This is a genomic window from Exiguobacterium sp. A1_3_1 (assembly GCF_048985645.1).
GTDB classification, from domain to species: Bacteria; Bacillota; Bacilli; order Exiguobacteriales; family Exiguobacteriaceae; genus Exiguobacterium_A; species Exiguobacterium_A indicum.
This window is the reverse complement of sequence record NZ_WBYY01000040.1, coordinates 1-21,755: the sequence shown is the minus strand read 5'-3', so window position 1 is coordinate 21,755 and position 21,755 is coordinate 1. Positions and strand designations below refer to the sequence as shown.

Sequence of the window (21,755 nt, the reverse complement as noted above, 5' to 3'; positions counted from 1 at the left end):
TTTTGTAAAAATAGAAATGACTGGAAAAAATGATGAAGGCATCAAAAATAAAATCGCTTTCATGAAAATAGTTGTCAGACGTCTGTTGATTTTCAGTAGTGTTTTTGGCATACTCAGTCATATGAGTGACCGACCTTCAACACGAGGGCTGGGAGCGGCTTTTTCACAAATAGATAATGAAAGCGCTCTCATAATTGCAGAGGAGATGGATGAAATGAAGAAGAAACAGGTAATCGTATCGATGATGTCAGTAGCGACAGTTGGTCTTGCTGCTTGTGGTGGTTCAGGTGAGAAAGCCGATCAAAAAGATCAATTCTCTGTTGCGATGGTAGCCGATAAGGGTGGGATCGATGATAAATCGTTCAACCAATCCGCTTGGGAAGGTCTGCAAGCGTACGGTAAAGACAACAAACTTCAAAAGAATGAAGGGTTCTCTTATCTACAATCTAAATCGCAACAAGATTATCAACCGAATCTATCGCGTCTTGCTCGTGGGGGAGAAGATTTAGTTTTCGGAATCGGGAACACGTTCAATGAGGATATCAAAACAGTTGCTGATCAATTCAAAGACACACAATTCGCAATCATCGATAACGTCGTTGAAGGAAAGAACGTCACGTCGATCACATTCAAGGAAAATGAAGGAGCATATCTTGCAGGGATCGTTGCTGCAATGGAGACGAAAAAAGATCATATCGGTTTCGTTGGTGGGATGAAGATGGATGTCATCGAGCGTTTCCGTGCCGGTTTCGAAGCAGGTGCTAAGTCCGTCAATCCGAAGATTAAAATCGATGTCCAATACGCAGAAGACTTCGCAGCTCCAGAAAAAGGTCAAGCGATCGCAGCTGGAATGTATGGTAAAGGCGCAGATATCATCTTCCCAGCAGCAGGTGGTACAGGAAACGGTGTCTTCACAGAGGCGAAAAACCGCAAGAAAAACGGTGAAAACGTCTCAGTCATCGGTGTCGACCGAGACCAAAAAGAAGAGGGTATGCCGGAAGACGTTACATTAACTTCTGTCATCAAACGTGTCGACCGTGCAGTCGAAGATACAGCAAACGCAGCGAAGGATGGTAAACTTGAGGGCGGCAAAACGATTCGTTATGGTCTGAAAGAAGATGGAGTTGATATCGTACCATCTGAAAAGATTTCGAAGAAGACGTTGACTGCGCTTGAGAAAGCAAAATCAGATGTCGTTTCTGGAAAAATCGAAGTACCTGAGCAATAAGCGTTGAAAAAAGAAGGGGCATTCTTAGGTAGAATGCCCTATTTTCTTCCATTATTGATTGCGTTATGAAAAGGGTTACAAAAGCGCCAGAAGTCAGACTTCTAACCTGTTACAAAATGATTGCAGGATTGTGTTGGGCGTCATATACTTATCTTGGCTGGAGTTCTCATACGTCAGAAGTCTGAGCACTGGTTACAACTAGATAGAGGATGGAGATGCGTCATGTCGATTAAATTAGATCATCGTTTGCTTTATTTACGTGTGATTGAAAAGATCAAGTCTGACATCGATGACGGCGTTTACAAGGAAGGCGAGAAGCTCCCTTCAGAGTTTGAACTTTCAAAGCAACTTGGCGTCAGTCGAGCTACTCTTCGAGAGGCATTACGAATTCTTGAAGATGAGAACATCGTCATCCGTAAACACGGTGTCGGTACGTTTATCAATGCAAGACCACCGTTTACTTCTGGAATCGAAGAATTGTACAGCGTAACAGAAATGATTGCGCGCGCAGGTATGGTTCCGACATCAGAAGTGTTATCATCCGAGATGGTCCAACCGACTGAGCGCGACCGAGAGCGTTTTCAACTTGGTCCGGATGAATTGGTTTATCGAATCGAACGAATCCGACTCGCAGGGGATGTTCCTGTCGTCTATTGTATCGATAAGATTCCAAGCCATTATATTAAAAATGAAGAGCAGTTCACCTCTTCGACATCATTATTTGATGCTTTAGAAAAAGAACTTGGACGACGTGTCACGCATGCCGTGACGCACATCGAGCCACGTATTGATCCGAAAATCGCTGAACAATTACATACGGACCAACCTCTGCTCGCTTTGCGTCAAACGCATTATGATGAGCTCGACCGTTCCGTTCTTTTTTCAGCGAACTATTTCCGAGCAGATAAGTTTGATTTCCACGTCATCCGTAAACGTGTGTGAGCCATTGTTTTAGGATGAATACTGAAAGCGCTTTCCGTCATAACCTACGTAACGCTCCTCATCGCCAGCCTCGGGTGCTAGACGTAGTCTTGAACTTTGTATGACCATATTCGAAAGGGGATTTTCCAGATGAAAAAGAAGTCACTTCTCGCATTAGCAGCAACAGGTTTAGCAATGAGTTCGGTCCTTGCAGCATGTGGTGGCAACGACGATTCAAAAGATTCAGGTAGCGGTAGCAAATCAGAAGGCTTTAAAGTAGGTATGGTTACAGATACAGGCGGCGTGGATGATAAATCATTCAACCAATCTGCTTGGGAAGGTATCCAGAAGTTCGGAAAAGACAACGACTTAAAAGAAGGTACTGGCTACAAATATCTTCAATCTGCAAAACAATCGGATTACCAACCAAACCTTCAGCAATTAGCTCGTGCTAAATACGACTTGATCCTCGGTATTGGATTCTTGATGGCTGAAGATATCGGTAAAGTAGCGGATCAGTTCAAAAAGAACAACTTCGCACTCGTCGATATGGTCGTTGACAAGCCAAACGTCGCGTCAATCGTCTTCAAAGAAAATGAAGGATCATTCCTTGTTGGTGTCGTTGCTGGTTTGACGACGAAATCAGATAAAGTCGGATTCGTCGGCGGCGTTAACTCTGACTTGATCAAGAAGTTCGAAAGTGGATTCAAAGCAGGTGTTAAAGCAGTCAACCCAGACGCTGACATCGAAGTTCAATATGCAGAAGACTTCAACGCTGCTGAAAAAGGACAAGCGATCGCTTCAGGTATGTACGGTAAAAAAGTCGACGTCATCTATCATGCAGCTGGTGGTACAGGACAAGGGGTATTCACAGAAGCGAAAAACCGTAAGAAAAACGGTGAAGATGTTTGGGTTATCGGTGTAGACCGTGACCAAGTCGAAGAAGGTATGCCAGAGAACGTCACATTGACGTCAATGGTCAAACGCGTTGATACAGCAGTTGAACAAGTCGCGAAAGATACGAAAGACGGCAACTTCCCAGCAGGTAAAGTCGTTGAGTTCGGTTTGAAAGACGGCGGTGTTGATATCGCACCTTCAAAAGACAACGTTTCGAAAGAAGCGCTCGACAAAGTCGAAGAGTACAAAAAACAAATCATCGATGGCGACATCAAAGTCCCAGCGACAGACGACGAGTACAAAGAATACGAAGCGTCACTGAAATAATAATGAAAGCGGGGGTCGCTAGCATTGCGGCTCCCCCTTTTAAACTAAACATGGGAGTGGATTTTCTTGGAATACGTCATTGAGATGCTAAACATCAGAAAAGAGTTTGGCAGTTTCGTCGCAAATGATAACATCACGCTCCAGCTTCGGAAAGGTGAGATTCACGCTTTACTTGGTGAAAACGGTGCCGGAAAATCGACGCTGATGAACGTCTTATTTGGTTTGTATCAGCCTGAGGCTGGAGAAATTCGTGTACGTGGTGAAAAAGTCAATATAACGAGTCCGAACGTCGCGAACGATCTTGGAATCGGTATGGTGCACCAACACTTCATGCTCGTTCAAAATTTCACTGTTACTGAAAACATCATTTTAGGTGCAGAGCCACGTGCCGGAATTAAGATCGACCGTGCAACTGCACGTGAGAAGGTACGCCAGATTTCTGAACAGTATGGTCTTGCTGTTGATCCTGATGCAAAAATCGAGGATATCTCAGTCGGAATGCAACAGCGTGTTGAAATTTTAAAGACGTTGTACCGTGGTGCAGACATCTTGATCTTCGATGAACCATCTGCTGTCTTGACACCACAAGAGATCAAGGAATTGATTCAGATCATGAATCGTTTGATCGCAGAAGGAAAGTCGATCATCCTCATCACGCATAAACTGAAAGAAATCATGGAAGTAGCTGATCGCTGTACGACGATTCGCCGTGGTAAGTATATCGGAACGGTCGATATCGATGAGACGATGACACAGTCGCGTCTTGCTGAAATGATGGTAGGTCGTGAAGTCAACTTTAATGCGGAGTATTCCAAGGCAACTCCACAAGAACTCGTTCTCGACATCAAGGACTTAGTCGTCAAGGACAGTCGTGGCATCAAAGCCGTCGATGGATTAAATCTCGACATTCGTGCTGGAGAGATCGTCGGAATTGCCGGAATCGACGGAAACGGGCAGACGGAATTGATTGAAGCCATCACTGGTCTTCGTAAAGCGGATAGTGGGGAAATCTTCCTCAACAATAAATCGATCAAAAACTTGAAGCCACGTAAAGTGACGGAATCAGGTGTCGGTCACATTCCGCAAGACCGTCATAAACATGGACTTGTCCTCGATTATTCAATCGGACATAACATGGTTTTACAAACGTATTACAAACAACCGTATTCAAAAGCAGGCATCATGAACTATAAACAAGTCATGGAAAAAGCAAAAACGCTCATCGAGAAGTTCGACGTCCGAACTCCAAGTCCAGAGACGTTTGCTCGTGCCTTGTCAGGTGGTAACCAGCAAAAAGCGATCATTGCGCGTGAAGTGGATCGTTCACCAGACCTATTGATTGCAGCACAGCCGACACGTGGTCTGGATGTCGGAGCAATCGAGTTCATTCATGAACAGTTGGTTCTTGAACGCGAAAAAGGTCGCGCTGTCTTGTTGATTTCATTCGAACTCGAAGAAATTCTTCAAGTATCAGATCGGATTGCCGTTCTTTATGAAGGAAAAACAGTTGCCTTCTTGGATCCAAAAGAAACGAATGAGATCGAGCTTGGCTTCTTGATGGCCGGCGGTAAGAAAGAGGAGGTAGGTCATTCATGAAGTTAGAGCGTTTTTACGGCATCCTCATTCCGATTCTTTCCATCATCCTTGGAATGGTCGTCGGGGCGATCGTCATGGTCATCGGCGGGTATGATCCGATTGCCGGTTTTGATCAGTTATTCTATGGTATTTTTGGCGAACCATACAGCATCGGTGAAACATTGCGAGCAGCAGCTCCGTTGATCTTTGCCGGTCTTGCTGTCGCATTTGCTTTCCGAACTGGACTCTTTAACATCGGGGTTGAAGGTCAGGTTCTCGTCGGGTGGATGGTCGCAGTTTGGATCGGGATTGAGTTTGATCTACCGATGGCGATTCATTTACCGCTTGCTCTAATTGGAGCAGGTTTAGCAGGTGCACTTTGGGCATCGATTCCTGGTATCTTAAAAGCGAAGTTCCACGTGCATGAAGTCATCACGTCAATCATGATGAACTATATCGCGTTGTATGTGACGAATGATATTTTACGTCACGTCATCGGTATTACGAACGAGCGGACGGAGTCAGTCAAGGAATCAGCATCCCTTGCGTCACCGTTCTTACAAGAGATCACGGATTTTTCACGTTTGCATAACGGGATTTTCATCGCAGTCATTGCTGCCCTCGTCTTCTGGTTCATTTTGTGGAAAACAACGCTTGGTTATGAACTCCGAGCAGTTGGATTCAACAAGAATGCTGCAGAGTATGCAGGTATGGGCGTTAACCGGAACATCATCCTATCGTTCGTTATCTCTGGTGTCTTTGCAGGTCTCGCTGGAGCGATGGAAGGTCTTGGGACGTTCCAAAACATGACATTGAACGCGTCCTTCACAGGTGTTGGATTCGACGGAATCGCGGTTGCCTTGTTAGGTGCGAATAACCCGATCGGTGTCGTTCTCGCGGCGTTACTGTTTGCGGGACTCAACATCGGTGGTCTGTCGATGCAACAGATTGGTATTCCACCGGAACTGATCAAAATCATCATCGCATTCATCATCATCTTCGTGGCTTCGGGTTACGCGATTCGTCTCGTCATCGAGAAGTTCACGGTTAAGAAAGAATCTAAAAAAGCGAAAGGAGCCGGTCAATAATGGGCTTTCTTGAAGTACTTTATATCATCGTGCCAATCGCACTCGCCTATTCGGCTCCGTTGATCATTGCAGCACTTGGCGGCATTTTCAGTGAGCGTTCTGGCGTCGTCAACATCGCGTTAGAAGGATTAATGGTCATGGGTGCCTTCACAGGTGTCGTCACGGCATTGACTTTATCGAAAATGGGATTAGGTGCTGCGAGTCCTTGGCTTGCGATGCTCATCGCGATCGTCGTTGGAGCAGTTTTCTCACTGTTCCTTGCGATTCCAGCAATCCTATTCCGAGCAGATCAAACGGTTCTTGGTGTAGCGATCAACTTGCTTGCGGTCGGTCTTGCGATCTTCCTTGTCCGGGCACTTTACAGTAAAGGACAGACGGATTCGATTCCAAACCGGATTTCGAAAGAGAATGTACCATTCTTGTCTGATATTCCAGTCTTGAAGATGTTCTTCGCGAACGTCTACTACACATCGTATATCGCAATCGTTCTCGCGTTCGTCGCATGGTACATCATCTTCAAGACACCATTCGGTCTTCGTTTACGTTCTGTCGGGGAACACCCGATGGCAGCGGACACGATGGGAATCAACGTCACGAAGATGCGTTTCATCGGTGTTATGATCTCTGGTGGTTTCGGTGGTCTTGCTGGTGCTGTCTACGCGACGTCGATTTCATTGAACTTCAGTGTGACGACGATTCTCGGTCAAGGCTTCCTCGCGATTGCGGCGATGATCTTCGGAAAATGGAACCCGCTCGGTGCCATGGGGGCAGCCCTCTTCTTCGGGTTCGCTCAAGCGATTTCGATCATCGGTCAGCAATTGCCGTTACTCGATCAAATTCCACAAGTGTATCTGTTGATTGCGCCGTATTTATTGACGATCTTAGCACTTGCTGGTGTCGTTGGTCGTGCGGATGCACCAAAAGCTGTCGGTGTACCGTATATCAAAGGAAAACGCTAAATTTTTACTAATCATAGACCGGATGTTGCCAATTGGCGATGTCCGGTTTTTTTAGATAATCGATAGATTGAATGAGAAAAAGTCCAATAAAAAAAGATGCTTCGCGAGGAAACATCTTTTTTTATTCACTTATTCGAATTTTAACGCATCGCCATCGAACGATTCATCTGCTACTTTGATTGAATCCGTCGGGCAACCTTCGAATGCATCAATCATATCGTCGAATAATGCTTCTGGAATTTCGGCAGTACCATTGTTATCATCAAGAATGACATACGCCAAACCCTCATCATCATAATCATAGATATCTGGTGCCGCTGCTCCACAAGCACCACAAGCGATGCAAGTATCTTTGTCGACAATCGTAAATTTAGCCATTGAACGGTCTCCTCTCTATACGAAAACATTATTGAAACACGCTGTTCTCATCTATATGTCATTGTATCGGACTCATCGTTGCATTTCAATGACGAAGCGTAAGTGACAACAGAAAATGTATATATCATCACATGCCCGCAAATAGTATGTCTAAAACGTAACGAAAAGAAAAAGGATGGGAAATCATCTTCAAATTGATAAACAATTTACATTAGAAGGGAGCGTGACATATGGAGGTTTCTTTACTCGAGCGTATTTTTCTGGAATCGATTCAGCGCCTTCGAAATGAACGATCAGACCGGAGTCTTTATCATGTTTTTCAAGGAAAGAAATCAGCGACTTCTCTGCAAGATGCCCATTTTTATGATTTGGAATCGGTGTTCGGTACTGTATTAGTCAGTAAACAACGATTCGAAACAATCTTGGCTGAACTCGCGCAGAAGAATTGGATTGAGCGGCAAGAGACCTTGCGACTGACGCACGAAGGCGCACGACTAATAAATCAAACGGATCGTGCGATCATTGATCAACTAGGTGGAGAACTTCGTGGTTATGCTGAGATGATGTGGAAACGACTCAGCCTTTTGGTTCAAACGATGATTTGTTTAGAAGCAAAACAGCCGTTCATTCCTGTGCAACAGGAAACCATCGTCCGTGAATGGGTAAAAAGTGTTCTTCCGATCATCTCAAATCGAGCAGAATGGTTACATGATATGCAGCAAGAGTTGATATTTCTCCTTGAGCGCTTATCAGAACGAGATGCGACATTAATTAGTTACCGTTTGTCTGGCGTGCAAGCAGGATGGTCTTATCCACAATTAGCTCAAATGATGAAAACAGATGTGGAGACTGTCCAATACGAATTTACGATCGCTTGGCGAAAGTGCATCGATGACTTGGAAAAAACACCACTTTTAAAGCAAATAGGCGCTGATCTACACACGACAAAAATGACGCAGTCTGCGAAAAAAACATGGGAGTTATTGCAACAGGGGTTAACCGTTGAAGCGGTTGCGATCCGAAGACGATTAAAAAATAGTACGATGGAAGATCATCTCGTTGAGATTGCGATGTATGCTCCTTCGTTTCCGCTGGATCATTTTGTCACGCCATCTCAGCAAGAAGAGGTACGACAGATTGCACAGCGACTCGGAACCTACGCGCTAAAGCGAATCAAGAGTGAGATGCAATCCGATATATCTTATTTTCAAATTCGATTGGTGTTAGCACGTAGTAAATGGGAGGGAATGTAATGGAAGCGTTATTGCATCGTCATTTTGGTTACGAAGCATTTCGACCAGGGCAACGCCAAATCATCGATGCCATCCTAAACGGAACAGATACACTAGCAATTTTGCCGACAGGTGGAGGAAAGTCTGTCTGTTATCAATTTCCTTCTTATGTACAAAATGAAGGGCTGACGTTGATTTTGTCTCCGTTACTCTCGTTGATTGAAGACCAGGTCATGCAAATCAAGCGCCGAGGAGAGCGATCTGTCGCTAAATTAACATCTGTCGAGACGCGAGAAGAGAAAGAACAGATTTTATCTGTACTCGAACATCTACGATATCTTTACTTATCACCGGAGCAACTCGCGCTGCCGCAGATTCGGGCTCGGCTAAAACAGGTAAAGATTGCGCTCTTCGTCGTAGATGAGGCGCATTGTATCTCCCAATGGGGTCACGAATTTCGACCGGAGTATGCAAGACTTGGTCACATTCGACAAGAACTCGGCCTTCCACCATGTCTCGCCTTAACGGCAACAGCAACTCGTGCTGTCGAGCAAGATATTCGAACACAACTGCGTATGCATGAGCCACAAATCATCCGTCGTTCTGTCAACCGACCAGAAATCCAATATGTTGTCGATCGCGTTGATCGAGAAGAAAAAGATGCGGCAGTTGCTCGGTGGATGGAACGCATCGTTCGCCCATGCGTCATCTATACGACGACCCGTAAAGAAGCGGAACGAATTGCTGGAATCATTGACGGTGCGACCTATTATCATGCTGGGTTGACGATAGAAGATCGCCAACTTGTTCAACAACAGTTTCTTCATGATGAGATGGACTGTCTCGTGTGTACGAGTGCGTTCGGAATGGGTGTCGATAAAGGTAACGTCCGAACGGTCATTCACTATACGATGCCTGCGACGATTGAAGCCTATATGCAGGAAGTCGGACGTGCTGGTCGTGATGGTAAAGAGGCAACGGCGATTTTACTCTACGCTGCTCAAGATGAACAATTACAGACGTACTTGATCGACACGCAATATGCACCCGTCTTATGGATCGATCAATTGCAACAAGGGATGAATCAAGGCGAATCCTATGCCAAGATGGAAAGTCGTCTTCGTCTTAATCCGGAAGATCCGGCATATCGATTACTCAAATCGCAACTCGAGAACGGGTGGTCGAAGGAACGCATCATCCAGTGGCAAACGGAACGTAAACAATTAAAAAGACAAGAGGTCAACCTGATGATGGACTACATTCATCGGAACGAATGTCGCCGTACGATGTTGTTGCATCATTTTGATGAGCAGGCAATCGTACAACCACGGTGTTGTGATGTGTGCGGAACGATTGAATGGGAAAATCCGGTGAAGAGAAAGACCCATCAACCGGTAGATTGGAAAATGCGTTTAGAACAAGTCTTTTTTTCATCACTAGATTCGGTGTAAACTAGACAATATCGTTATATTTTTCAAGAAAAGGTGATAAACATTGAGTAAACAAGATCAACGACGGTTGCATCAGAACGAAGAGGATCAGTCATTGCCACCGCGTTCTTCGCGTATCGAACACGTTCGTAACGAGCGATTGAAACAACCGTTTCGAAAAAATCCGCTAGCAATCACGCTGACGGTACTCATGATCACGATCATCATCGCCTTCGTCTCCATCGGTTTCATGATGTAAGGGCACATTGTGAACGGAGATTTTTTTCCTTTCAGCGTATACTAGAAAGGAAGGGGAAGGAGGCACGATGCATGGATCGTGGGAAATATAATATCAAAGCAGTCGCTGCGTTAGTGGGACTCAACCCGACGACCATTCGTGCTTGGGAGCGGAGATATCAGGTGCTCGATCCGGATCGAAGTGAATCCGGACATCGCATTTATAGTGATAACGACGTCGCGAAATTACGCTGGATCGTCGATAAACAAAAAGAGGGATTGTCTGTCTCTAAAGCAATCCAGTTGTATGAGATGCCTGTTAATCGGGCTGAGGTACCGCACGATTATGGAGTCGAACTGCGAGATCAGTTGTTCCAGGCATTGACGAACTTTGAAGAACGACATGCGCACGACATTATGAATAAAGCATTCTCGATGTTTAGCTTCGATAAAGTCATTCAGGACATCGTCGGTCCGCTCTTACATGAGATTGGAGTGAAGTGGGAGTCGGGAGAGATTACGATTGCGCATGAGCATTTTGCGACGGCATTTCTAAGAGCTCGCCTCTCGACACTGTCGTTACAGATGCCGATCAATCCATTTTTACCGCGAATCGTCTGTGTCTGCGCGCCGGAAGAAGAACACGAACTTGGGCTACTTTTCTTCACGCTTTACTTACGTCAATCTGGATTTGATGTCATTTTCCTCGGTTCCGGTATACCGGTTCAGGACTTAGTGACTGTCACGCATCAGTTGCAACCGAAAGCCGTTATTCTTTCCTGCACGTTATCCGATCATTTACCGTTACTTGATGAAGCGTTAGCACGTCTAATGTCTGATTTTCCGGATCTTGAGATTGGTCTTGGTGGTTATGCGGTCGATCAGCTCCCGGAACGATATGGTCCACATTTACTTGGTGCAGACGATCAATCTTGGAAAAGTTGGTTAAGTCGACTCACTCCGACAACTGGTGTATAGTATGGTTCATAACGAACGGAGACATCTGTGTTTCCGGTTTTGACTGGAGGAGTCTATTATGAGGTTTGAACAAATGAAACAAGGACACCTTCGTGTCTTCATCACAAAGCAAGAGTTATCGCTTCACGACGTCCGACCAGAAACGTTGGCTATCGGGAAGGGACAAGCTTTATTGCGTAATCTATTAGAAGAAGCCGAATCGAATTTTGGTTTTCAAGCAGCGGGAACACTCGAATTTTTCGTTACATTCTTTCCGAATGACGGGATGCTCGTTGATGTACGTCGTGAAGGCGATTTGCCAGAAGAGATGAACGAGGAGTTCGATCAAGTCGAAATCCGCATGACAGTCGATATCGTCCATCACGTCTTATATGCTCTACACTCGCTAGAAGACGTCATTCAAGCGAGTCATGGATTATTGCGACATATGCCTCGGACAGAGACAGGTGGTAGCCTCTACTTCTTCGAGGGAAGCTACTATCTCTATTTCCAAGAACGAATGAATGAGGCGCTCGAGCAGACGGTGACGACGATTTTGTCTGAATACGGTGAGCCGAGCCCGAAAAGTCCACTCGTCATGGCGGAGTATGGGAAAACGATTCAGGCGGAACATGCCGTCGCAACGATAGCCGAACAGTTTAATATGTAAAACATCAGGTGCGACATTCCATTATAGGGGGATGCCGCACCTTTTTGTCTTCTGCTGGAAGTGGCACCATTTTGTATTTTTTCATCGTCAGAAGGATGGTATGATAATCATTGAACGTAAGAAGAAGGAGTGAAGTAGGATGAAAGTGGCAGTATTATACGGTGGGACTTCAGGAGAACGGGAGGTTTCATTAAACAGTGGAAAGTCGATCATGGAAGCATTAAACAGTAAAGGGCATGAGGTCACGGCTGTTGATTTCCATCCTGATCAAGCGCATGAACTCTTCCAGCTGGATGTAGATGTGGCTGTCATCGCTCTTCACGGGAAAATTGGTGAAGATGGACGCGTACAAGCATTGCTTGAACTGGCAGACATTCCATATACAGGTTCAGGTGTGTTAGCGTCAGCGCTTGCGATGGATAAGGCACGTTCGAAAGTTCACTTTGATAAAGCAGGCATTACGATCGCCCGTGATGTGCTGTTAGAGCGTGGAGCTGATATCGAAGCGAAAATTGCAGAGTGGGATGGTCAATTTCCTTGTGTCGTCAAACCAGCACAAGAAGGCTCATCAAACGGATTGACGATTGCTCAAGACGAGAAGATGTTACGTGAAGGAATCGCGAAGGCGTTCGAAGCGGACGATGCAGTGCTTGTTGAACAATTCATTAAAGGGCGTGAAGTGACAGTCCCGGTCGTCGGTCATAAAGGGGCAGAAAAAGCACTACCTGTCATCGAGATCATTCCGAAGAACGCCTTTTATGACTATGAATCCAAATATGCCATCGGTGGTTCGGAGCATATTTGTCCTGCTGAACTGGATGAAGCAACGACAGAAAAACTTCAAGAATGGGCTGTTAAAGCGCATCAAGTCCTTGGCTGTGCAGGATACTCGCGATCTGATTTCCTTGTGCCGGAATCCGGAAATCCAGTCATCTTGGAGACGAATACACTTCCTGGTATGACTTCGACTAGTCTATTCCCGGACGGTGCACGAGCAGTGGGAATTGAATATCCGGAATTGGTCGAATATTTCATGGAACTTGCGATCGAACGACATCGTCAAACAAAACAACCAAATCAATGATATCCTAGGAAAAGAAGTGAGAAAGCGCTTACAAATATAGGCGTAACCCCTTTCATTACGTTCGAGAAAAGAGTATACTTTATCCGAACAAGGAAACGGCATAGGGGATGCCACTTATGGGGAGGAACGTTGGAATGATCACTGACCAACAACATGCGAATCATCGCAAGAACGTACTGGAAGCGACACAAGAAATCGTCAAGGAGGCACTAGGGAAACTTGGTTATCCAGACGAGATGTACGAATTACTTAAAGAACCACTCCGGATGTTGACAGTCCGGATTCCGGTACGGATGGATGATGGTTCGACGAAAATCTTCACAGGATATCGTGCGCAACATAACGATGCCGTTGGACCAACGAAAGGTGGAATTCGTTTCCACCCGAACGTGACGGAAGTCGAAGTCAAAGCATTATCCGTCTGGATGAGTCTGAAGGCAGGTATCGTTGACTTACCATACGGCGGCGGGAAAGGCGGAATCATCTGTGATCCACGTGAGATGAGCTTCCGTGAAATCGAACGTCTCAGCCGTGGGTATGTCCGTGCTATCAGTCAAATCGTTGGACCGACGAAGGATATTCCAGCACCTGACGTCTTCACGAACTCGCAAATCATGGCATGGATGATGGACGAATACAGTCGAATCGATGAATTCAACTCACCTGGTTTCATTACAGGGAAACCGCTCGTCCTCGGTGGCTCACACGGTCGTGAGACAGCGACGGCGAAAGGTGTCGCAATCATGATTCGGGAAGCGGCTGCTAAAAAGGGTATCTCGCTCGAAGGCGCACGTGTCGTCGTTCAAGGATTCGGCAACGCCGGAAGTTTCTTATCGAAATTCATGTATGATTTAGGTGCAAAAGTCATCGCGATCAGCGATGCGTACGGGGCACTCCATGATCCAAACGGTCTCGATATTCCATACCTACTCGACCGTCGTGACTCGTTCGGTACCGTGACGACATTGTTCAAAAATACGATCTCGAATAAAGAATTGCTTGAACTTGAATGTGATATTCTTGTTCCGGCAGCAATCGAGAATCAAATCACAGAAGACAATGCGCACGATATCAAAGCAGCGATCGTCGTTGAAGCGGCTAACGGTCCGACGACGAACGAAGCGACGAAAATTCTCGCTGAACGTGACATTTTGATCGTTCCGGATGTTCTTGCTTCGAGTGGTGGCGTAACGGTTTCTTACTTCGAATGGGTACAGAACAACCAAGGATATTACTGGACGGAAGAGGAAGTACACGAGAAACTTGAAAAAGTACTCGTGAACTCGTTCAACCAAGTCTATCAGACAGCGCAGACGCGAAATGTCGACATGCGACTTGCCGCTTATATGGTAGGTGTCCGGAAGATGGCGGAAGCATCTCGTTTCCGTGGCTGGGTCTAATATTAAGATGAACGTCCGCTTCTTCTTTACGAAGAGCGGGCGTTTTGCATTGCAATTTCTTTCGTCTATGGTAGAGATTTGCTAAGATATAAAAAAAGCAACCGGAAGAGGAGATATTCGAATGTTAGATTGTATCGTAATCGGTGCAGGACCGTGTGGGTTATCGGCAGCGATCGAAATGCAAGATCGGGGACTAGACGTCGAAGTGCTCGAAAAGGGAAATATCGTCGAAGCGATCTATCGTTATCCGACGCATCAAACGTTCTTTTCAAGTAGTGAGAAGTTAGAAATTGGTGGTATACCGTTTATCAATAAAGAATTAAAACCGCGACGTCTCGACGCGCTCGTCTATTATCGAGAAGTCGTCAAACGAAAACAGTTGACGATTCGTCCGTTTGAGACGGTTGAGCGGATTGAACGTCAAGCGGATCATTTTATTATCCATTCGGAGCGTTCCGGGGAAAAAAGAAGCCGAGAAGCTCGCTCCGTCGTGCTTGCGACAGGTTATTATGGTTTACCGAACCGAATGGATGTTCCTGGAGAGGAATTACCTCATGTCTCGCACTACTTTACGGAAGGACATCCGTATTTTGATCAAGATGTCGTCGTTATCGGTGGAAAAAACTCGAGCGTCGATGCAGCGATTGAACTTGAAAAAGCGGGAGCACGTGTGACAGTCCTTTACCGTGGACCGGAGTATAGTCCATCCATCAAACCATGGGTGTTGCCGAACTTCGAATCTCTCGTTCGTTCGGAAAAGGTCAAGATGATTTTTGGAGCGTCAATCGAAGAAATTACGGAGCAAGAGGTGGTTTATCAAATAGATGGAGATAAACAGACCGTCCGTGCTGATTTTGTGTTTGCGATGACAGGTTACACACCCGATGTCGGATTGTTCGCTGACACAGGCATTACGATTGATCGTAAAACAGGTATTCCAAGTCATGACGAAGAGACGATGGAGTCGAATGTCCCGGGCATCTATATCGCAGGTGTCGTGGCAGCAGGATTTGACGCCAATAAAATATTCATTGAAAATGGACGTTTTCACGGTGCAAGCATTGCCAATCATCTCGTTGAACGGTTACGTGGTGTATCGATACAAGCCTAAATAAAACCTCTTGATTTGGAAGGAAATTTTCCGAATCAAGAGGTTTTTTCATTTATTCAACGCGGAATGATTCTTCGAGTTCTAGTTGCGAAGCATCGATTTCAAGTTCGACCATCAGTTTAAGCCGCGCTTTTTGTGAATTCAGTCCATTTGAGAAAATGACGCCGAGTTCTTTTAATTGTTGTCCGCCACCCGTATATCCGTAGACGTCTTGAACGATTCCGTTGAAACAACGGCTGACGATGACGATCGGCATGACGGTAATCAATTCAGCGATCGCATCCACGATACTTGGTGGTACATTTCCTTGACCGAGGACTTCAAGGACGAGTCCATCATAGCCGAGTTGTTTCACAGCAAGTAATAAGTCGGGTTCCATACCGGCATAGACTTTGAGAACGGCGACCCGTTTTGAGAGCGAAGTCACCATGTGTGTTTGTTTTAAGAGCGGTGTATTGAATAAGTAGACATGATCCTTCGTTACCATCCCAAGGTTTCCGAAATGAACGGATTTGAACGTATCGACGGATGACGTATGCGTTTTTGTGACGTTGAATGCCGAATGAATTTCCCCGTTGAAGACGACGAGGACACCTTTTCCGCGCGCAGCTTCACTGACAGCGACACGAAGTGCCGTAATCAGATTAAACTCACCATCGGATCCGACCTCATTGGAAGAACGCATAGCTCCTGTCAAAACGATCGGAACAGGTGCGCCAAGCGTCAAATGTAAGAAATAAGCCGTCTCTTCCAGTGTGTCCGTGCCGTGAGTGATAACGACGCCGTCGTAATGTTCCTTCTTGAGCTCACTCTCGATGAAATGGGCTAGACGCAACATGATGTCAGGTGTCATGTGCGGAGAAGGTAAGTTTGCGAAGTGACGCGTCGTGATGTTGGCAATATCTGTTGCTCGCGGGAGTGAAGCATCGAGTGGATTGATATCATTTGGTAAGACATGACCAGCATGATCCTGTGCCATGGCGATCGTTCCACCCGTATGAATGAGTAATAATGATTTCATGCTAAAGGGTCCTTGTCTACAGACAGAAGACCTTCACCTACTTTCTATGACGGATTCGGTTCGTTCTCCCATATTGTAACCTTTTTCCCTCTTGAAACAACGAGGACGTTTTCTTTTTTCCAAGAAACCTTTATTCTTATAAATGAGGAAGAAAGGGGGAGAGGAAGCGTGGTTCAAATCGTTTTCTCCGGAGTTGCCCCAGGCATCGCACTCCTAACTTATTTTTATCTCCGTCACGAACATGAGTCGGAGCCAGTCGGCTATATCCTTCGAAGTTTCATTTTCGGTATTTTACTGGTCTTTCCCTTGATGTTCATCGACTATATCGTCCAGACCGAATTTGGTGGGCGTGAAGAGGTGCAGTTGATTCGAACAGCCGTTACGGAAGAATTCGCCAAATGGTTTGTCGTCTTTTATACGGTCTATATTCATCAACGGTTTAATGATTATTACGACGGGATCATCTACGCGGTAGCCTGTTCACTTGGGTTCGCAACGCTTGAGAATATTTTATATCTGATGGTGAATGGAACTGTCGAACATATGCTCTTCCGGGCACTCTTACCCGTATCTGGGCATGCATTGTTTGCTGTCATCATGGGATTCTTCATGGGGATGGCGAAATTCTCGCCTCATCCTTATCGTTGGCTATCCCTTTCGATTGCGCTTCCGGTATTTGCGCATATCTTATTTAATTTGTTAATATTGGAAAATGGTGGTATATCTTTTTTGCCAATCGTCTTTATGGTTATCTTATGGACGATTGGATTATTTCAAGTACGAGGTGCCAATCGTTTGAATCGAAGATTTAAACGGAAAAAACAACATTCAGATGGTTTCGAATAGAGAGTAGGAGCGGAGTAACATGATGGAAATCGGGGATTTGGTAATGCTTTCGAATAGTGAGGATCGACAAGGTCGCTCAAAAGTGACGGCCGTGACGAACCGTTTGATTTGGATTGAAGCGCCGAGTGAGGTCGCGACACTTAAAACATTCATCTTGTCAGAGCAAGAAGAAGTTTCATTTTATTTTTTCAAGGAGAAAGGCAAATTATTTGGATTTGATACGGTCGTCGTTGAACGACAAAATGATCCACTTCGTGGTCAACGTTATGCTTTGAAACGACCAAAGGATGATCAAATCGAACGCATCCAACGACGTCAGTTCGTTCGAGTGCCGCAAATACTCGATGTCGCTGTACATCCTCATAAAGCGCATTTCGAGCCGTTTACGACGGTGACGCTTGATTTATCGGCTGGTGGAATGATGATCTTGTCAGATCAATTACCGATTGCAAAAGATGAAGAAGTGGAGATGACATTCATCTTACCTACGGGTGATGGTGTATCAAGTACACTAGACGTCGTGGCTGAACTTGTTCGAATCGATCGACGGGAAGAAAGGTATGAATTAGCCTTCCAATTTACGATGATTCCCGACAGAAGTCGTGAACTTGTATTGCGTCACTGTTATCAAATGCAAATGAAAAGTTCAAGAAGGGGCATGAATCCATTCACCTGACCGCATTTTTTTGCTATGATAACGTTCGGAAGAATGAATCCCTATCAATCATAGGGAAGATGGAAGGATTGGATGGATGATGAAAAAGATTCAAATCGCTTTAGATGGACCAGCGGGTGCTGGGAAAAGTACGATCGCAAAACAATTGGCAGCACGCCTTGACTATGTATACATTGATACAGGAGCTATGTACCGGGCCGTGACGTTGGCAGCACTTGAACAATCGCTTGATCTCAATAATGGGGAAGCGCTAGGAGAATTAATGAAATCGCTTGATATTCGTTTAACACCAGGCGAAAACGGGCAACGTGTCTTTATTGGTGATCGCGAAGTGACGGATGCGATTCGTTCCATCGAAATCACGAATAATGTCTCGTTCGTCGCTCGTCAAAAAGAAGTCCGGGCTGCACTCGTCACGGCACAGCGAAAATTAGCTGAACGCGGCGGAATCGTCATGGATGGACGTGATATCGGTACAGTCGTATTGCCGGATGCAGAATTAAAAGTCTTTTTAACGGCAACTGTGGAAGAGCGTGCAGCTCGAAGACATCGTGAAAATATCGCGCGTGGAATGGACAGTGACATCACGATTCTTCAAGAAGAGATCGCACTGCGTGATAAGCGCGACAGTGAGCGTGAAGTCTCGCCATTACGCCAAGCTGACGATGCACTATATCTCGATACGACAGAGATGACGATTGATGAAGTCGTCGTCCGATTGATGGAGCTAGCAGAGGGTGTCCTAAAATGAAACGTCAAGATACCATTTACCGGATTGCGCGGTTTGTCGTCTGGGTCATTGCGAAAACAGTCTTCCGATTGAAAGTGACTGGGCAAGAGAACATTCCGAAAGACGGTTCCTTACTTGTCTGTGCCAACCACAGCTCGAACTGGGACCCAGTCTTCCTCGTCAGCGCGATTCCGCCAAAACGCGCGGTTCGTTACATGGCAAAAGAAGAACTGTTCAAAGTTCCTGCCTTAAAACAATTAATGATTGCGGCAGGAACATATCCTGTCGGTCGCGGTCAAGGCGATCGTCAAGCTTTGAAACGGACGATTGAGCTCTTGAATACGGATGAGACGGTCGGTATTTTCCCAGAAGGAACGCGATCTGCGCCAGGTGAATTCACAGCAGCACAACCAGGTGTCGGCTTCTTTGCGTTACGATCGAATGCTCAGATTTTACCGATTGCAATCATCGGATCATACCGCCCGTTCAAACGGATGCATGTTGCGATCGGAAAACCGGTTGATATCTCGGATTTACGTGACCAGCGGGGCGCGGCGAAATCGATTTCTGACCGAATCATGGACGAAATCAAATCCGTCTACTTCAATCACGCTTAATACCTTGACAAATAGTCAGAATTGTAAGAAGTTAGAAGCAGGATAAACGCATTGACATGTGTCAGGCGTTTCTTGTACTCATCGTGAGGAGGTTGTTTTGGAATGGTCGAAGAAATGAAAGATATGCCTGATTTTGAAATTCATCGGGACCAGGTAGTTACCGGAATGGTCGTGAAAATTGAAGACAAGCAAGCACTCATTGATATCGGATATAAAACAGAAGCCATCTTACCGATCAGCGAAGTATCGAGTCTTCATCTCGATGATATTCGCGGCGTGCTGAACGTCGGAGATGAACTACAAGTGAAGGTCAAGAAAATCACGGATGAAGAGGTCGTCGTCTCGAAACGAGAAATCGACGCGCTCAAAGCGTGGGAGCAAGTAGAAGAGAAGTATAAATCAGGTGAGATCTTTGAAGTTGTCGTCAAGGACATCGTCAAAGGTGGACTCGTCGTTGATATCGGTGTCCGCGGATTCATTCCGGCGTCACTCGTCGAACGGCATTATGTCGAGGATTTCTCGGATTACATCGGTCGTTCGATCGAAGTCAAGGTCGTTGAACTCGATCAAGAGAAGAACCGTGTCATTCTCTCGCATAAAGCGGTCGTTGAGGGCGAATTGAACGCGAAGAAAAAAGAGACACTCGAAAATTTAGAAGTAGGTCAAATCCTCGAAGGTACAGTCCAACGTTTAACGGACTTTGGTGCTTTCGTTGATATCGGTGGCGTCGACGGTCTCGTTCATATCTCGGAGATGGCACACCACCGTGTCGAACGTCCTTCGGATATCGTCACGGAAGGTCAAAAAGTCGAAGTCAAAGTACTTGGTGTCGACCGTGATACGGAAAAGGTGAAGTTATCGATCAAGGAAACACAACCTGGTCCATGGCAACAAATGGAAGGGAAGATCGAAGCTGGCGATATCGTCAAAGGACGTGTGCGTCGTCTCGTTCAGTTCGGGGCTTTCATTGAACTTGCGCCACAAGTAGAAGGACTTTTACACATTTCGCAAATCGCGAACCGTCACATCGGTTCACCTTCGGAAGTACTCGAAGAAGGACAGGAAATTGTGGCGAAAGTACTCGAAGTGCGTCTTGATGAGCATAAGATTTCGCTATCAACACGTGTCCTTGAAGAGGAAGAATCATCCGCTGACGATTATTCGGATTATACGAATCAATCAGAAGGATTCTCAGTCGCTGACTTGACTGAAGACGATTCTGATCAGAAAGAATAAGTAATGACACAAAGCGGACACAAGCGTGTCCGCTTTTTATATGCGGTTTGTTATGGTATATGACAGTTTGATTTGATACAATAGAACGGCTATGAAGCGAGAGAAGAGAAAGAAGGTGTTGGGATGGCAATTCCAGTCGTGGCGATCGTAGGTCGCCCAAATATCGGAAAGTCGACGATTTTTAACCGGGTGATTGGAGATCGGGTTTCAATCGTAGAAGACAAGCCAGGCGTTACCCGCGACCGTATTTACGGAACTGGAGAATGGCTGAATCGTCATTTTCATTTGATTGATACAGGTGGAATCGAAGTCGGGGATGAGCCCCTACTTCAAATGATGCGTCATCAGGCGGAGCTCGCCATTGATGAAGCGGATGTCATCATTTTCATGGTGAACGGACGCGAAGGAATTACAGCAGCGGATGAGGAAGTCGCGAACATGTTATTCCGTTCGAACAAACCGGTCGTCGTCGCTGTCAACAAAGTCGATAACTTTGAAATGCGTGATTTAATGTATGAATTTTACTCCCTTGGATTCGGAGACTTGTTCCCGATTTCTGGTACACATGGTCTTGGTCTCGGTGATTTACTTGACCGTGTCCTTGAACTCGCACCAGATAAAGAAGAATTAGAATATGACGAAAGTACGATCAAGTTTGCCTTGATTGGTCGTCCGAACGTCGGGAAATCAAGTATGACGAACTCGATTCTCGGTGAAGAACGTGTCATCGTCTCAAACATCGCTGGTACGACACGCGATGCGATCGATACACCGTTTACACGGGATGATCAAGAATACGTCATCATCGATACGGCCGGGATGCGAAAACGCGGGAAAGTCTATGAATCAACAGAACGTTTTAGCGTCATGCGTGCTCAAAAAGCAATCGAACGGGCAGATGTCGTCTGTGTCGTTCTTGATGGCGAAGAAGGCATCATCGAGCAAGATAAAAAAGTGGCGGGATATGCGCACGAAGCAGGTCGCGCGGTCATCATTGTCGTCAATAAATGGGATGCTGTCGAAAAAGATGATAAGACGATGAAAAAGATGCAAGAAGAGATCCGGGAAGAATTCCGTTTCCTTGACTATGCACCGATCGTCTTCGTCCTGTCTCTTATACACATCTCCGAGCCCC

22 protein-coding genes are annotated in these 21,755 nt (G+C 45.8%); 20 read left to right on the top strand and 2 right to left on the bottom strand.

Features of this window, described 5'->3' with window-relative positions; all coding sequences use genetic code 11:
* The first annotated feature begins 214 nt into the window (after positions 1–214).
* The 6 genes from F8N00_RS06375 (at position 215) to F8N00_RS06350 (ending at position 6,995) form a co-directional block, all read left to right on the top strand.
* A complete protein-coding gene (locus F8N00_RS06375) occupies positions 215–1,228 on the top strand; it encodes a BMP family lipoprotein (protein ID WP_214723578.1) in 1,014 nt (337 codons plus the stop codon).
* A 222-nt stretch (positions 1,229–1,450) separates the two neighbouring features.
* Positions 1,451–2,170, top strand: a complete 720-nt coding sequence (locus tag F8N00_RS06370) for a GntR family transcriptional regulator (protein ID WP_023468666.1) — start codon at positions 1,451–1,453, stop codon at positions 2,168–2,170.
* A 129-nt stretch (positions 2,171–2,299) separates the two neighbouring features.
* Entirely contained in the window at positions 2,300–3,373 is a 1,074-nt protein-coding gene (locus F8N00_RS06365) for a BMP family lipoprotein (RefSeq protein ID WP_023468665.1), read from the top strand.
* A gap of 66 nt (positions 3,374–3,439) precedes the next feature.
* Positions 3,440–4,969, top strand: a complete 1,530-nt coding sequence (locus F8N00_RS06360; RefSeq protein ID WP_023468664.1) for an ABC transporter ATP-binding protein — start codon at positions 3,440–3,442, stop codon at positions 4,967–4,969.
* Entirely contained in the window at positions 4,966–6,036 is a 1,071-nt protein-coding gene (locus F8N00_RS06355; protein WP_023468663.1) for an ABC transporter permease, read from the top strand. Before F8N00_RS06360 ends, F8N00_RS06355 begins: the two co-directional genes overlap by 4 nt.
* A complete protein-coding gene (locus F8N00_RS06350; protein ID WP_023468662.1) occupies positions 6,036–6,995 on the top strand; it encodes an ABC transporter permease in 960 nt (319 codons plus the stop codon). Before F8N00_RS06355 ends, F8N00_RS06350 begins: the two co-directional genes overlap by 1 nt.
* 129 nt (positions 6,996–7,124) lie before the next feature.
* On the opposite strand, the gene F8N00_RS06345 is transcribed toward F8N00_RS06350, so the two are convergent.
* Positions 7,125–7,373 (bottom strand): ferredoxin, encoded by a 249-nt coding sequence (locus F8N00_RS06345; protein WP_023468661.1) that lies wholly within the window; start codon positions 7,371–7,373, stop codon positions 7,125–7,127.
* Positions 7,374–7,603: 230 nt separating this feature from the next.
* On the opposite strand from F8N00_RS06345, the gene F8N00_RS06340 reads away from it, so the two are divergent.
* From F8N00_RS06340 to F8N00_RS06305, 8 genes are all read left to right on the top strand, one after another.
* Positions 7,604–8,626 (top strand): helix-turn-helix domain-containing protein, encoded by a 1,023-nt coding sequence (locus F8N00_RS06340; protein WP_035396806.1) that lies wholly within the window; start codon positions 7,604–7,606, stop codon positions 8,624–8,626.
* Positions 8,626–10,056, top strand: a complete 1,431-nt coding sequence (locus F8N00_RS06335; protein WP_075642530.1) for a RecQ family ATP-dependent DNA helicase — start codon at positions 8,626–8,628, stop codon at positions 10,054–10,056. Before F8N00_RS06340 ends, F8N00_RS06335 begins: the two co-directional genes overlap by 1 nt.
* A 43-nt stretch (positions 10,057–10,099) precedes the next feature.
* A complete protein-coding gene (locus tag F8N00_RS06330; protein ID WP_023468658.1) occupies positions 10,100–10,294 on the top strand; it encodes a hypothetical protein in 195 nt (64 codons plus the stop codon).
* A gap of 71 nt (positions 10,295–10,365) precedes the next feature.
* Complete coding sequence (locus tag F8N00_RS06325; RefSeq protein ID WP_023468657.1) at positions 10,366–11,250, top strand: MerR family transcriptional regulator; 885 nt, start codon at positions 10,366–10,368, stop codon at positions 11,248–11,250.
* A gap of 58 nt (positions 11,251–11,308) precedes the next feature.
* Positions 11,309–11,899 carry an adaptor protein MecA gene (locus tag F8N00_RS06320; RefSeq protein ID WP_023468656.1) on the top strand — a complete coding sequence of 197 codons (591 nt, stop codon included), beginning with the start codon at positions 11,309–11,311 and terminating at the stop codon, positions 11,897–11,899.
* Between the two features lie 139 nt (positions 11,900–12,038).
* The gene (locus F8N00_RS06315) at positions 12,039–12,983 is read left to right on the top strand and encodes a D-alanine--D-alanine ligase (protein WP_023468655.1); all 945 of its coding nucleotides are present in this window, start codon (positions 12,039–12,041) and stop codon (positions 12,981–12,983) included.
* Positions 12,984–13,117: 134 nt separating this feature from the next.
* Positions 13,118–14,383 carry a Glu/Leu/Phe/Val family dehydrogenase gene (locus tag F8N00_RS06310; RefSeq protein ID WP_023468654.1) on the top strand — a complete coding sequence of 422 codons (1,266 nt, stop codon included), beginning with the start codon at positions 13,118–13,120 and terminating at the stop codon, positions 14,381–14,383.
* A gap of 121 nt (positions 14,384–14,504) precedes the next feature.
* A complete protein-coding gene (locus F8N00_RS06305; protein WP_023468653.1) occupies positions 14,505–15,494 on the top strand; it encodes a YpdA family putative bacillithiol disulfide reductase in 990 nt (329 codons plus the stop codon).
* Positions 15,495–15,546: 52 nt separating this feature from the next.
* On the opposite strand, the gene F8N00_RS06300 is transcribed toward F8N00_RS06305, so the two are convergent.
* Positions 15,547–16,515, bottom strand: coding sequence for an asparaginase (locus F8N00_RS06300; protein ID WP_023468652.1), 969 nt, complete (start codon positions 16,513–16,515; stop codon positions 15,547–15,549).
* Between the two features lie 168 nt (positions 16,516–16,683).
* Between F8N00_RS06300 and prsW the strand changes: the two genes are divergently transcribed.
* The 6 genes from prsW to der form a co-directional block, all read left to right on the top strand.
* Entirely contained in the window at positions 16,684–17,361 is a 678-nt protein-coding gene (prsW, locus tag F8N00_RS06295) for a glutamic-type intramembrane protease PrsW (protein WP_055968615.1), read from the top strand.
* A 19-nt stretch (positions 17,362–17,380) separates the two neighbouring features.
* Complete coding sequence (locus F8N00_RS06290; protein WP_023468650.1) at positions 17,381–18,037, top strand: flagellar brake protein; 657 nt, start codon at positions 17,381–17,383, stop codon at positions 18,035–18,037.
* 76 nt (positions 18,038–18,113) lie between these two features.
* A complete protein-coding gene (gene cmk, locus F8N00_RS06285; protein WP_023468649.1) occupies positions 18,114–18,788 on the top strand; it encodes a (d)CMP kinase in 675 nt (224 codons plus the stop codon).
* Positions 18,785–19,384 carry a lysophospholipid acyltransferase family protein gene (locus F8N00_RS06280; RefSeq protein WP_058264828.1) on the top strand — a complete coding sequence of 200 codons (600 nt, stop codon included), beginning with the start codon at positions 18,785–18,787 and terminating at the stop codon, positions 19,382–19,384. The genes cmk and F8N00_RS06280 overlap by 4 nt, the downstream gene beginning before the upstream one ends.
* Before the next feature lie 102 nt (positions 19,385–19,486).
* Positions 19,487–20,620 (top strand): 30S ribosomal protein S1, encoded by a 1,134-nt coding sequence (gene rpsA / locus F8N00_RS06275; protein WP_421017931.1) that lies wholly within the window; start codon positions 19,487–19,489, stop codon positions 20,618–20,620.
* Between the two features lie 123 nt (positions 20,621–20,743).
* A partial coding sequence (der, locus tag F8N00_RS06270; RefSeq protein WP_421017930.1) for a ribosome biogenesis GTPase Der occupies positions 20,744–21,755 on the top strand: 1,012 nt, incomplete at its 3' end.

What these genes read in the sequence shown, in the direction of transcription:
- F8N00_RS06375 (WP_214723578.1), top strand. Translation starts at nt 215, where the DNA reads ATGAAGAAGAAACAGGTAATCGTATCGATGATGTCAGTAGCGACAGTT.
- F8N00_RS06370 (WP_023468666.1), top strand. Translation starts at nt 1,451, where the DNA reads ATGTCGATTAAATTAGATCATCGTTTGCTTTATTTACGTGTGATTGAA.
- F8N00_RS06365 (WP_023468665.1), top strand. Translation starts at nt 2,300, where the DNA reads ATGAAAAAGAAGTCACTTCTCGCATTAGCAGCAACAGGTTTAGCAATG.
- F8N00_RS06355 (WP_023468663.1), top strand. Translation starts at nt 4,966, where the DNA reads ATGAAGTTAGAGCGTTTTTACGGCATCCTCATTCCGATTCTTTCCATC.
- F8N00_RS06350 (WP_023468662.1), top strand. Translation starts at nt 6,036, where the DNA reads ATGGGCTTTCTTGAAGTACTTTATATCATCGTGCCAATCGCACTCGCC.
- F8N00_RS06345 (WP_023468661.1), bottom strand. Translation starts at nt 7,373, where the DNA reads ATGGCTAAATTTACGATTGTCGACAAAGATACTTGCATCGCTTGTGGT.
- F8N00_RS06340 (WP_035396806.1), top strand. Translation starts at nt 7,604, where the DNA reads ATGGAGGTTTCTTTACTCGAGCGTATTTTTCTGGAATCGATTCAGCGC.
- F8N00_RS06335 (WP_075642530.1), top strand. Translation starts at nt 8,626, where the DNA reads ATGGAAGCGTTATTGCATCGTCATTTTGGTTACGAAGCATTTCGACCA.
- F8N00_RS06325 (WP_023468657.1), top strand. Translation starts at nt 10,366, where the DNA reads ATGGATCGTGGGAAATATAATATCAAAGCAGTCGCTGCGTTAGTGGGA.
- F8N00_RS06320 (WP_023468656.1), top strand. Translation starts at nt 11,309, where the DNA reads ATGAGGTTTGAACAAATGAAACAAGGACACCTTCGTGTCTTCATCACA.
- F8N00_RS06315 (WP_023468655.1), top strand. Translation starts at nt 12,039, where the DNA reads ATGAAAGTGGCAGTATTATACGGTGGGACTTCAGGAGAACGGGAGGTT.
- F8N00_RS06310 (WP_023468654.1), top strand. Translation starts at nt 13,118, where the DNA reads ATGATCACTGACCAACAACATGCGAATCATCGCAAGAACGTACTGGAA.
- F8N00_RS06305 (WP_023468653.1), top strand. Translation starts at nt 14,505, where the DNA reads ATGTTAGATTGTATCGTAATCGGTGCAGGACCGTGTGGGTTATCGGCA.
- F8N00_RS06300 (WP_023468652.1), bottom strand. Translation starts at nt 16,515, where the DNA reads ATGAAATCATTATTACTCATTCATACGGGTGGAACGATCGCCATGGCA.
- F8N00_RS06290 (WP_023468650.1), top strand. Translation starts at nt 17,381, where the DNA reads ATGATGGAAATCGGGGATTTGGTAATGCTTTCGAATAGTGAGGATCGA.
- cmk (WP_023468649.1), top strand. Translation starts at nt 18,114, where the DNA reads ATGATGAAAAAGATTCAAATCGCTTTAGATGGACCAGCGGGTGCTGGG.
- F8N00_RS06280 (WP_058264828.1), top strand. Translation starts at nt 18,785, where the DNA reads ATGAAACGTCAAGATACCATTTACCGGATTGCGCGGTTTGTCGTCTGG.
- rpsA (WP_421017931.1), top strand. Translation starts at nt 19,487, where the DNA reads ATGGTCGAAGAAATGAAAGATATGCCTGATTTTGAAATTCATCGGGAC.